Origin of the sequence: Algoriphagus lacus (assembly GCF_003583985.1) — a bacterium.
Classification (GTDB): domain Bacteria; phylum Bacteroidota; class Bacteroidia; order Cytophagales; family Cyclobacteriaceae; genus Algoriphagus; species Algoriphagus lacus.
The window spans coordinates 340,411-352,536 of record NZ_QXML01000005.1; the positions used below are offsets into that span (position 1 = coordinate 340,411).

Consider the following 12,126-nt stretch of genomic DNA (forward strand, 5'->3'; position numbering starts at 1 on the left):
GAAAATGGAATTAATAGGCTTTAAAAGAGTTGCTCCAATATTCGTAATTAAAAATTAAGTACAAATACCGCTTAAAAAGAAATGCTACCGATCCCTAATTCTGCAAATTGGAAACCTAAATCCCTTGATGATCAACTCCTCAAATTCTGCTTTTTGGAAATGATTTAAAGATTTCTGAGCACCAAAGGCCTGCTCAAATTCCCAGGCTTTCTGTGCCTGACGGAATCGATTAAAAAATCAGATATCCAACAAAAAGCAAAATACCAAGACCCAATCCGAGTACAAATACCTCATAGGCCTTCCGGATGAGTTTATATTTTCGGTCGAGCACTTTTCCCTGATAATACAGTGAAATCGACATATGATCCTGAATGGTGGCATTTTCTGCCAGCATTTTTCGGGTTTCTACAAGATAATCATCCATCGTATAGCGGGAACTCTCCCCAAAAAACATCAAGCTGGACTTGGGCTTCTCTCCACCGGTTTTTGCTTTTCCTACGATCGAAGGTTTAGCTGCCTGCACCGCAAGCATGGTCGAGGTCAGGATTACTCCCAAAAAGAGTAAAATAGGGAGAATCGTGATCAGGGAATCGATTTTGATCATGTGGGAAACCGATCCGTACCCCAAAACCGCGATCGTAGAAGAGATCACCAAGGCATTGATGCTGATGATTATGTTGGCTTTGTTGTCGGCGATTTGGAGAAGATTGCAGTTGTTTTTGAAGGTGACCCGGTAAAAAGTCTGCCGCTCGCGCTCGGTCTTGTCTTTTTCCTTGTCCTTGTCCTTGTTCTTCTTTTTCTCCACTACTGGTTCTTCCATTGCTTGGGTATTTGATTCTGAAATTAAGGAATTATTTTTTTCCTCTATTCATCTGCTTTCGAAAATAGAACTGATCTGAAAAAAGCTGTACGTACTGATCTGATTCCTTCCTCTAAATTTCAGGAAAAATTGGGATTAAAAAGCTGATTGGCCTTTTGAAGTTTCAACGTGACCTAATGGAATGGGTCAGTAATTCCTGCAAAAAAGGGATTTCCTGGTTTCCTTCGAAAAATTTAAATTGGGGTAGACTGATCAACTCCTCTGTCGATCCAACTGTGAATCCAAACCCGAAGGATTTCCAAATTCAGAAAAACAATCCCAGGCTGATCAATTCCTGGGCGATGTACGATTGGGCAAATTCCGTCTACGCCTTGGTGGTAGCCTCGGCGATTTTTCCGGCATACTACAACACCATCACTCGGGTAGATGGCGTCAGCAAAATCAGCCTTTGGGGAATAGAAATCGAAAATACAGCGGCCTATTCTATCACGCTCGGGCTGGCATTTGGTCTCATAGCCTTTATTTCCCCTTTGATTTCCTCGATCGCGGATTATAAAGGCAACCACAAATCCTTCATGCGCCTGTTTTGCTATGTTGGGGCATCGGGATGCATGGTCTTATTTTTCTTTGATCAGGTTGATGGGGCAAGCTTAGCTCTTTTGGGATTGTTTTTCGCCACCGTTGGATATAGCGGAAGCATTGTTTTTTACAATTCCTACCTCCCTGCCATCACCACGCCGGATCGACAGGATCAGGTCAGTGCCAAAGGCTATGCCTTCGGCTATATCGGCGCGACCACTTTGCTTATTTTCAATTTGATCATGATCCTCAATCAGGAGAAACTTAGTATGGAGGACGACACCTTTTTCCCCAGATTATCCTTTCTATTGACAGGTATCTGGTGGATAGGTTTTGCCCAGATTCCCCTGTCCCACCTTCCCAAAGGACTTAACCCCTTCAATAAAGGAGGACAAGATTTCCTGAACGGCTATCGGGAACTGGCAAAAGTCTGGCAAAGGCTGAAGTCGACCCCCCGCCTGAAAGTCTTCCTCTTCAGCTTTTTCTTCTACATCATGGGGGTACAGACGGTCATGTTTATGGCTTCTTCATTTGGGGAAAAGGAAGTAGGCCTAAGCATCACCTCCTTGATTGTGACCGTGCTTTTGCTGGAATACCTGGGAATCGGAGGCGCTTTTCTTTTTGCCAAAATTTCCAAAACCATCGGAAACATCAAGGCCCTGATGATCTTGGTCTCGACTTGGATTGCAATCTGTGTGGGAGCTTTTTTTATCCAAACTCCCATGCATTTCTACATAGCAGCATTTTTCATTGGGCTGGTGATGGGCGGTATTCAGTCACTCTCCCGTTCCACCTATGGTAAAATGATCCCGGAAACGGGGAACACTGCCGGGTTTTTCAGCTTTTTCGATGTCAGTGAAAAAACAGCGATCATGTGTGGCTTGGTCCTGTGGGGGCTTTTGGACAATCTGACCGGAAGCATGCGGAATTCCATAGTGGCGCTTGCCCTGTGGTTCAGCATCGGGTTGATTTTGCTTTGGAGACTTAAATGGATGGAGAAGTAATGATGGACCTATGGCAAATCCGATAGGTCAAAGGACGACAGTCCACGGTCCACTACAGCCCCATCCAAATTGGAGGTCTTTTCAAAAAGGCTATCACTGAATTTTCCCAAAAGGAAAAACCCTAAAACACCAGCAAGCCGTGTTCTTTCAGGATCTCCCACACCTCTGAGTCCACGAGTTCCTCGAAGTCTCCCATCTCTGCTTCGTAACTCTCCCGAATGGGTTTCAGCGTATTCAGTGCCTCGGTATAGCTCACCTTTGCCAGGAGCCAGCACACCCATTCCCCGAGTTCGAGGGGAAGTTCGACAGCGAAATCCTCCTTTTTCCCGGAGAAAATCAACTCGCAAAAACCTTCTTCCGCCTCCATCAATTCAGGCTGCGCCCCGATCCAAAGGATGCGGTTTTGATCCTTGTAGGATTGTGCAGGAGAATTTTCGATTTGCTGTTGAATGTATTTTTTGGGAATTGTGGTGGGCGGCACCTTGGTGTCAAACCAGTTTTTCAGCGGAATATCAAAGCCTACCCCATGCATGTAATTGAAGAGAGATTTTCGAAGTCCTTCGGAAAAAAGCGCGTGATCCACGCCTACAAGATCTTCAAAATCCAGTTCATTGTTGGCAAAAGACCCTTCTTCAAGGTCTTTTCGCTTCACTCCAAAAGCCTTGGGATCAAGCCCCACCGGACTATGCGCGGTCATGGCGAAGCGATGCCAAAAACCTGATTGTAACACACCAGCCTCAAACAGCTGACGCACCATTTCCATGGAGTCAATCGTTTCCTGAGCAGTCTGAGTGGGATAGCCATACATCAGGTAGGCATGCACCATGATCCCGGCTTGGGTAAAATGATTCGTGACCTGAGCAACCTGTGCCACAGTCACACCCTTTTTGATCAGAGCCAACAGCCGGTCGGAGGCCACTTCCAATCCTCCCGATACAGCGATGCAACCCGATGCCCGAAGCAACCGGCAGAGATCGGCTGTGAAACTGCTTTCAAAGCGGATATTGGTCCACCAGACGACCACCAAGCCTCTTCTCAGAATCTCGATTGCCAAGTCCCGCATCAGTGCAGGCGGCGCGGCTTCATCCACGAAGTGAAACCCGTTGGTACCCGTTTGGGCCATGATTTCCTCGATCCGATCGCAAAGGATGGACGCATTGATCGGTTCGTAGCGCCCGATGTAGTCCAGGGAAATGTCGCAGAAGGTACACTTCCCCCAGTAGCAGCCATGGGCTAGCGTGAGCTTATTCCAACGCCCATCACTCCACAGTCGGTGCATGGGATTGGCTACTTCGATCACTGAAAGGTAGTCCCGCAAGGGTAAATCACTGTAATCCGGCGTACCGACTTCCCTCTGAGGCAGGTCTTTGACTGCCGAATTATTCACAAATTTCACCTGCCCATCGACGCGGACAAAAGTGCGTTTCAAGTCAGTTAGCGGCCTTTTTCCATCCAGGTATTCCAACAGCAAACTGATCGGAGCTTCCCCGTCGTCCAGGGTAATAAAGTCGATGTAGTCAAATACACGAGGTTCCTTGAGCGATCGGAGTTCGGTATTCGGGTACCCTCCTCCCATCCAGACTTTGATTTGAGGATGATGGGATTTGAGGTATTGGCCACACTTGAGTGCGCCATAGAGATTGCCGGGAAAAGGAACCGTAAAAGCCACCGATTCGGGTTGGTAGGCTTGGATTTTTTCCTCCAAAAGCTCAAGCAGGATCGAATCGATCAGGCCCAGAGGTTGATTTAGCGCCTCCTCCATCTCGTCAAAAGTCGATGCCGACATCCCCAATCGCTCCGCATAGCGACTAAATCCAAAATGCGGATCAACGGCTTCAGTAATCAGATCTCCGATATCCTCCAAGTAAAGTGTGGCCAAATACCTTGCTTTGTCGCGAACTCCCAAGGTACCGAATGCCCATTCCAGGTCATCCAACTGCTCAAATCGACTGGCCTCGGGAAGGAAATTCCCTTCCGAAATGGTGTAGGCCAAAGTTGGATTTTTGTCCTGGAAAAAATCAATCACCGGCCCGATGGTCTGCAGGTAGCTTGCTTTCATTCGGAGGATGCGGGCAGAGTTGTCTGAGAGTTCGCCGGCTTTTTGCGAAGCGATTTCAAAAACCCGGGTAAGTCCTTTTTTGGAGAAAAGCTTCAGGATCACCTCGATACCCAAGTCAGCCTGTCGGGAAGACATACTGAGTGTATTCAAAAAACCCTTGATATAGGCCGTCGCCGGATAAGGCGTGTTAAGTTGGGTAAAAGGCGGGGTGATTAACAGAACTCGGGTGGACACGAAATCGATGGTTTTTGCGATTCAAAGATCGGTTAATTCACCGCAGAGGCGCAGAGAACGCTGAGATTTTTTTAGAGGAGGATAATTCAATTCCGATATGCCATTAAGCCACTAGAGGATTTTAACTAAATTGACTATCAATTATTTAAACAGATTTTTAAAGCCAAAACTTCCTTTTATGCTTGAAAATGAAATTTCATCTCAAATCATTGGAGCTGCCATAGAAGTGCATAAACACTTGGGCCCTGGCTTGTTGGAAAGCAGCTACGAAGCATGTCTTGTTTACGAATTACGAAACAGGGGATTAGATGTTAAATCGCAAATACCTCTCCCTGTGATTTACAAAGGGATTGAGTTGGAAACTGGATATCGAATCGATATTTTAGTTGAAAATCAGGTAATTATTGAAATCAAATCGGTAGATCAATTGGATGGGATCCATATTGCACAACTTCTAACTTATCTGAAGTTGACCAATTTAAAACTTGGATTATTAATCAATTTCAACTCCGTAAGATTGATCGATGGAGTCAAGCGGATTGCAAATAATCTTTAATTTTTCTCTGCGTCCTCTGCGACTTTGCGGTGAGTTATATATTTGCAACCATGAGTAACAACGACATCCTCCGCACTCTGCGCTATACCTTCCACTTCCATGACCATAAAATGGCCGAAATATTCGCCTTGGGAGGGAAAGAACTCTATGCCGAGGAAGTCAGCCTTTGGCTCAAAAAAGAAGACGATCCCGATTTTAAAAAACTCTACGACAAGGATTTAGCCCATTTTCTCAATGGCCTGATTATCCTCAACCGAGGCAAAAAAGACGACCAAATTGCCGAAGCTGAAAAATCACTCAACAACAACGGGATCCTCCGCAAACTCAAAATCGCTCTCAATTTTAAGGATGAAGACATGCTCGAAATCTTCGCCCTGCGAGGCTTCCGACTAAGCAAACACGAACTCAGTGCCTTTTTCCGAAATCCTTCCCAAGCCCAATACCGGGAATGCAAAGACCAGGTTCTTCGCAATTTCCTGATGGGCTTGCAAATGAAATACCGTCCGAAAGAAGACTGAAACACCAGTTCAACTTCTTCCCAATCTTTTTAGCAGGATTCTCAACCATTGGCCTGTGAGTGAGGTCATTCACATCAGTTGAAAATTGCAAATTCAAGGGGGCAGTATGATATTTCGGTAAACTCATCCAACTATGGAATCCAAAAAAGGTCTCAACTTCTTTTTAGTCATCATTGCTCTGATCGTAGGCGCAGCATTTTTCAGAAACGTAAGCATCAGTAACCTGACCGTGGAAGATCCCGCACTTACGGCGATCTATTTTATTGTGTTTGCCACTTCAGTTTATTTGATCATCAGTGATCGAAAGTCAAAAACCTAAGAATTTCCAGCGAAAACATCCCTAGCTGTTTAGTATTCAAAAAACCCTTCCTATTTTGATTCCGCAAGCGGGTTTATTTCCACTCCACATTTTTACCACCTGATTTTTAACGCAAATGACTGCAAAGGCAAAAACTGAGTTTTCTGGGATTTTAACCGTGCGGCAAAAGAACCGGAGACTTTTGGAAAAAGCTCCTCAAAAAAACCATCCCATTCAGGTCAGGAACCCAAACTAATTCAAAAATACCCGCAATTACTGTGCAAGGCATCCAAATAGGCATGCTTTACGCAGAAAACTGCGCAAACACAATCGTTATGCGTCACTTTAGACAACAGACCAACATAGAAATCCAATGACAAAAAAGGACATAAAAATATTTTTTAAGGCAGTTTCAGACGGGGACGTTAATCAGGTATCAGAACTCTTGGATAAAAACTCAGAGTATTTGAGTATTTGTAATGTTGCACCACCCAAAAAAGACGATGGACAATCAGGGCTTCAAGTCGCCTTCAAGACAGGAAACTTTGAAGTTGCCAAACTCCTAATTGACAAAGGGGCGAACGTAAATTTTATGGAAACTTCTGAAATAAACGAGTGGACAGCTCCTGTTTTACACGACTGTATAAGAGCGACTATTTTTAATTCATACACTCTTCAAAGAGACACAAAAAAGTTTGACAAAGCTTTTTCACTTTTTGAATTAATGTTAAGCAAAAAGGCAGACCCAAAATCAATTGACTCTTACGGCAACAATTGTTTACACAGAGCATTAATGGATGCGAGACAAAAGATAGAAAACCCAAGTGCTGACCTGACAAATGGAATTCTTTTAGAACAGCTTCGAAAAATATTTAAAGAACTCATTACTGCAGGGGCTGACATAAACTCAAGTAACGAAACAAGACCAAGTGCAACAAGTATGGCTAAAAACTTTAAAATGGAGAGGTATGAATTATTTTAAGACAGAAAAGCGAACGCATAACAGCACCTACCCAAAAGGCGGGGCTTCGTGTTCCATAGACAACTTTGTGGTTAAACAAACATTAGCTTTTCAAATCAAGCTTTGTGGTAAAAGTCCCGCCCTTCGGATAGCTGCCAAACGTTACCACCTAAACAAAACCCCTTTCCTAATCCCCTGAAATCCGCTTGCGGAATTAAACTTTCTCCTGTTTCCGGAATCCAAGTTCCTGAGCTAATGAAAATCGTGTTGACCGGTTTTTCCACTTAAGTAGAAAATTCAGCTTTTCAACACAAGCCCCATTTTTCCTATCCTGATTTTGAATAACTTAACCCTATAACCAATCTCGAACACCCATGGAAAAACTCAGAAAAGAAGATATCCCTCAGGAGGCTTTTGATTTGTACGACTATTACTGCCACAACAAGCTGGACCGCAGGACTTTTGTGGAAAAACTCTCCGCCTATGCCGTAGGCGGGATCACCGTCACTGCGCTGATGAGCTCCATGATGCCGGACTACCTCAATACCCGCACCATCGAGCCGACCGACGAGCGGATGCAAAGCTCGGACTATGTGATGTACGACTCCCCCAAAGGCGGTGGCCAAATCAAAGGATTGCTGTCCAAACCTGCAGGAAAAGGAAAATTCCCCGGTATTGTTGTGGTACATGAAAACCGCGGCCTCAATCCCTACATCGAAGACGTGGGCAGAAGATGCGCCGTGGACGGATTTATCTCCATCGCTCCCGATGCCCTGACTCCGTTGGGAGGCTATCCCGGAAATGACGACGAAGGCCGAACTATGCAGGCTAAGCGGAATCGGGACGAAATGCTGGAAGACTTCATCGCTGCCTACGAATACCTCAGAAAACACCCAGACTGCAACGGCCATGTCGGCGTGGTAGGGTTCTGTTTTGGAGGTTGGATATCCAATATGATGGCAGTTCGGATTCCGGATTTGGAGGGGGCAGTGCCTTTTTATGGAGGACAGCCGGCTGTTGAGGATGTTCCAAAAATCCAGGCTCCGTTATTGGTGATCTATGCCGCACTTGACGAGCGCGTGAATGCAGGTTGGCCAGCCTACGAGGAAGCCCTCAAAGCCAACAACAAAAAATACGAGATGATCAATTACCCCGGCGTCAATCACGGTTTCCATAACAACACCACCCCAAGGTATGACGAGGCCGCAGCCAAAGCAGCCTGGGAAAAGACAATTGCGTTTTTCAAGGCGAATTTGAAATGATCTCTTTAGCTTTTCCAAAGTCCCAAACTTTGGAAAAGCTTTTTCCCTCACCTATTCCGGAAATGCGTTGAGTGAGTTCACTCATATCGGCGAAAAACCAAAAACAATTAACTATTAACTATCCTTTCTACCCCCTTGCCTTCATCAGCTCCAAAATAGGCTGCCATTCCCTCTCAAACAGATCCTGCAAATCCTGATGATCTTCCTCTGACAGGCGAACCAAGCCTGTGGTATTTTGGCGGACATGCTCGGGTGTTCGGATACCAGGAATCACTGTACTTACTTTGTCAAAACCCAGAATAAAACTCAAGGACAAGGCAGCCAAATTGGTTTCATATTTTTCCGTCAAGGGCAGCACATGCCTGTGCAGCACCCGATTCACCTCGCCAATGATCTCGGAAGTCAAACGGGTTGACCGATGATCGTCTTTCGAAAAGACTGTATCCCCCTTCATCTTCCCGCTCAACAATCCAAACTGCAAAGGCATGCGGGCAATGATCCCGTATCCGTTCATCCCAGCCTCCTGAATGATGGGAAGAGCGAGTTGATTGATCAGATTGAAGACCAACTGAAAGCCATGCCCCTTTCTTGCATTCATCAGAAACTCCGCTTCGGGATCCGGAGCAAAGGTGATCAGCGAACTTCCCCAATAGCGGATTTTTCCCTGTTTTTGAAGGACCTCCATGGCTTCAAGGCATTCCCCATGTTCCAGGTGAGACACCCGTGCAATGTGCAGCTGGTAAAAATCAATCGTCTCCCGCTTCAATCTCCGCAAACTATCCTCGCAGGCTTGGATCAGGTATTCTTTGGAATAGTCGATGGCGATTTTGCCATCCAAACCAACCTTTTGCCCTACTTTGGTCGCAATCAGCACGTCCTTATTTCCCCTGAAAACCTCCCCCATCAGGGATTCGGAGTGACCGAGCCCGTAGAAATCCGCCGTGTCAAAAAAGTTGATTCCGGCATCGAGCGCTTTAATCAATGCCAACTTGGAAACGGAGTCGTCGGATGGACCCCAACCGATTTCGACCCCGCCGACATTGGCTACGCCGCCGATGGCCCAGCCACCAAATCCTATCTCACTGACCAGCAGCTCAGTATTTCCGAATTTTCTGTATTCCATACAGTAAATAAACTAAAATCCAGTCTTTTCTTTTGAAAAACCCCAAAATCAAAACCGATTCTACCGAGCATTCCGCCTTTGTTTCTTGCTTCTGAGTTCAATAATCAGAATATTTGATTAGGGCTAACCCACCCCGACAACCCAGACATTATGAAACAGATCCATCCCTATTCGACCTTTCAGGAAGCTATCCAATCTCTTGACAACGGAGGCAGCTTTTTCAATCTGTTTAGCCACTCCAAGGATGGGGTCGTTTCTCCAGCCGAATTGGGAAAAGTGGCTGGAGTAAGCTTTGACAAGCAATCTCTGATCTTGTTTTTGGTGATGTCCCTTACGCGTCTGGACAATACGTCCCGGGAAAAAGTCCTGGCCAGACTGGACGTGAGCCTTTTCAAACAATTCGAAAAACACCAGCCGGTTCATATGAGCATCGAGCAACTGGCCGAAACCGGAAAACCCGGAATGTCCGCGACCTTAGTGGGAACCCCTAAAAGAATTGGCTCCCAGGAAAGTTTTGGTGGAATGATCATGGTACCGGTCATCGTTGGCACCGTCACTAGCTTTACCATGATCCCCATGGTCAACACCTACGAAGTCTATGAATTAAAATCCGACTACAGCGAGGAAACTGTAATTGTAGCACATCCCAAAGACCAAGGATCGCTTCCAGAACGAAAACTAAGATTGGGAGGAGTCCTGACTTCCTTGAGTCAATCGGAACATGTGACACATCCTGACCAAGTTTTTCTGGATATTCAGTATTACATGGAGGAAAACTGAAAGGCTTGAACTAAACTGAAAATCGCTTGGAGACACTTTTGATTGATCAGGAATCCTTCACCCTAACCCAAGGTGAGTTTATTATCCGACTGCTGGTGGTGATCGGGATCGGTTCGGTCATTGGTTTGGAGCGTCAGTACACGGCCATGAAGGAAAACTCCCACGGGTTTGCGGGAATCCGGACTTTCATCTTTTTGGTCCTGTTGGGATTTATCGCCGGACTGTTTTATTTCCTCTTCTCACCCTGGGTATATGTAGCTGTTTTTTTGGGAGTCAGTATCCTGATTGCGGTTTCCTACTGGTTTACCGCCACCCAGGGAGACCGGGGATCCACTACGGAATTCACCTCTTTGATTGCATTCGTGTTGGGTTCGATGACCCTGATAGGACTGATCGAAATCAGCTTGATGATCACGGTGCTGGTGGTGGTGGTTCTTTCATCCAAATTCCGGATCAAAACAATAGTAGGAACGATCACAGCGGAGGAGATGTATGACTTTATCCGCTTTGTGGTCATAGCCTTACTGATTTTCCCTTTCCTTCCTGATGAAACCTATGGCCCATACGATGTCCTAAATCCAAAGGAAATCGGCTGGGTGATCATTCTTACTTCAGGCCTTGGGTTAGTGGGATACATATTGACCAAATTTCTTGGGCCCAAAAAGGGAATTTTGCTGGGAGGGATCGTCGGAGGGTTGGTTTCCAGTACCGCAGTGACCTGGGTGTATGCCAAAAAAAGCAAAGAAAACGAAAACTTGGCTGCCAGCTGCGCCACGGCGATTTTGGCAGCATCCTCCATCATGTTTATCCGGGTTCTGATCTGGACGTTTATCTTCAATCAGACTCTTTTTAACCGACTGCTGCCTGCCATTTCGCTGGTGTTTTTGAGCGCCATTGGGATCACCCTTTACATCTATTTCAGACGACAAACCAAACAGCTTAACGAAGCAGAAATCCCACTAAAAAAGCCACTGGATCTCAAAGGAGCCATGATTTTTGGAGCAATCTACACCGTTATTTTGTTGGTAGTCAGTTATGCAAATGAAAATCTGGGAGAAAGTGGAACCTTGATTTCCAGTGCGATTGCCGGATTTTCGGACATTGACGCAATCACCATTTCCGTATCCAAACTCAGCGGACTGAAGCTGGATTTGGGTATTGCTTCACTGGCTATTTTGATAGCCGCTATTTCCAACACCCTGGTAAAAATGGGAATCGGGATCTATGCCGGAAGCGCTGCTTTGAAAAAAAACCTACTGATCGGCTACGGAATGGTGTTTCTCACAGCCTTGGTCAGCTTGATTTTTATCCTTTAACTCGAAGAAAATATGCCTGCACATAAGACTACCTTTCAATTTATCAGCGAACCCGGAGATGTGAATTTCGGAGGAAAAGTACACGGGGGGTCGGTAATGAAATGGATCGATCAGGCCGCTTATACTTGCGCCCGCACCTGGGCCGAAAGCTATTGTGTGACCGTATATGTGGGAGGTATCCGATTCTACAAGCCGATCAATATCGGTGAATTGATTAAGATCGACTGCCAGGTAATCCTGACTGGAAGCTCCAGCATTCACATCATGGTGGAAGTATATTCCAGGGCATTTTCGGAGAAAAAATTCGAGAAGAAGACTCACTGCATCATCATTTTTGTGGCGGTGGATGAAAAAGGCGAACCCAGAAAGGTCAGACCCTGGATTCCGAAAACTGACCGGGAAAAGAAGTTGGAGGAATATGCCGAAAAGCTGAAAAAGCTCCGCAGCGAAATCCACGAGGAGATGCGGCCGTTTTTTAATGAATAAAAAAGACCTGCGAGGTTTAAATCTAGGTTCTTCAGAATTTGCAATCCTGAAGCCCTGTTTGGGGATTTGTAATCTCCGTGTCAAAAAGACGGATTGAAAATCCTATGGCAGAACTTTGAAATTGCAAATT

General features: G+C 45.7%; 12 protein-coding genes. 9 read left to right on the forward strand and 3 right to left on the reverse strand.

Going from position 1 to position 12,126, the window contains the following annotated elements:
- Window positions 1–229: 229 nt before the first annotated feature.
- A complete protein-coding gene (locus D0X99_RS12310; RefSeq protein ID WP_119478122.1) occupies window positions 230–820 on the reverse strand; it encodes a Pycsar system effector family protein in 591 nt (196 codons plus the stop codon).
- Window positions 821–1,095: 275 nt separating this feature from the next.
- Between D0X99_RS12310 and D0X99_RS12315 the strand changes: the two genes are divergently transcribed.
- The gene (locus D0X99_RS12315) at window positions 1,096–2,403 is read left to right on the forward strand and encodes an MFS transporter (protein WP_199708079.1); all 1,308 of its coding nucleotides are present in this window, start codon (window positions 1,096–1,098) and stop codon (window positions 2,401–2,403) included.
- Between the two features lie 121 nt (window positions 2,404–2,524).
- Here D0X99_RS12315 and D0X99_RS12320 read toward each other — a convergent pair whose 3' ends face one another.
- Window positions 2,525–4,696, reverse strand: a complete 2,172-nt coding sequence (locus tag D0X99_RS12320) for a B12-binding domain-containing radical SAM protein (RefSeq protein ID WP_119478124.1) — start codon at window positions 4,694–4,696, stop codon at window positions 2,525–2,527.
- A 178-nt stretch (window positions 4,697–4,874) separates the two neighbouring features.
- On the opposite strand from D0X99_RS12320, the gene D0X99_RS12325 reads away from it, so the two are divergent.
- From D0X99_RS12325 to D0X99_RS12350, 5 genes are all read left to right on the forward strand, one after another.
- A complete protein-coding gene (locus D0X99_RS12325) occupies window positions 4,875–5,252 on the forward strand; it encodes a GxxExxY protein (RefSeq protein WP_119478125.1) in 378 nt (125 codons plus the stop codon).
- A gap of 50 nt (window positions 5,253–5,302) precedes the next feature.
- Window positions 5,303–5,770 (forward strand): YehS family protein, encoded by a 468-nt coding sequence (locus tag D0X99_RS12330; protein WP_119478126.1) that lies wholly within the window; start codon window positions 5,303–5,305, stop codon window positions 5,768–5,770.
- A gap of 133 nt (window positions 5,771–5,903) precedes the next feature.
- On the forward strand, window positions 5,904–6,089 hold the full coding sequence (locus D0X99_RS12335; protein ID WP_119478127.1) for a hypothetical protein: 186 nt from the start codon (window positions 5,904–5,906) through the stop codon (window positions 6,087–6,089).
- Between the two features lie 352 nt (window positions 6,090–6,441).
- A complete protein-coding gene (locus D0X99_RS12340; RefSeq protein ID WP_119478128.1) occupies window positions 6,442–7,050 on the forward strand; it encodes an ankyrin repeat domain-containing protein in 609 nt (202 codons plus the stop codon).
- A 353-nt stretch (window positions 7,051–7,403) separates the two neighbouring features.
- Window positions 7,404–8,291, forward strand: a complete 888-nt coding sequence (locus tag D0X99_RS12350) for a dienelactone hydrolase family protein (RefSeq protein WP_119478130.1) — start codon at window positions 7,404–7,406, stop codon at window positions 8,289–8,291.
- 127 nt (window positions 8,292–8,418) lie between these two features.
- On the opposite strand, the gene D0X99_RS12355 is transcribed toward D0X99_RS12350, so the two are convergent.
- A complete protein-coding gene (locus D0X99_RS12355) occupies window positions 8,419–9,414 on the reverse strand; it encodes an aldo/keto reductase (protein WP_119478131.1) in 996 nt (331 codons plus the stop codon).
- Between the two features lie 150 nt (window positions 9,415–9,564).
- Between D0X99_RS12355 and D0X99_RS12360 the strand changes: the two genes are divergently transcribed.
- The 3 genes from D0X99_RS12360 to D0X99_RS12370 are packed head-to-tail and all read left to right on the forward strand — an operon-like array spanning window position 9,565 to window position 11,996.
- Window positions 9,565–10,194 (forward strand): hypothetical protein, encoded by a 630-nt coding sequence (locus D0X99_RS12360; protein WP_119478132.1) that lies wholly within the window; start codon window positions 9,565–9,567, stop codon window positions 10,192–10,194.
- Window positions 10,195–10,220: 26 nt separating this feature from the next.
- Entirely contained in the window at window positions 10,221–11,510 is a 1,290-nt protein-coding gene (locus D0X99_RS12365; protein WP_119478133.1) for an MgtC/SapB family protein, read from the forward strand.
- A 12-nt stretch (window positions 11,511–11,522) separates the two neighbouring features.
- Window positions 11,523–11,996 (forward strand): acyl-CoA thioesterase, encoded by a 474-nt coding sequence (locus D0X99_RS12370; RefSeq protein WP_119478134.1) that lies wholly within the window; start codon window positions 11,523–11,525, stop codon window positions 11,994–11,996.
- Window positions 11,997–12,126: the final 130 nt, after the last annotated feature.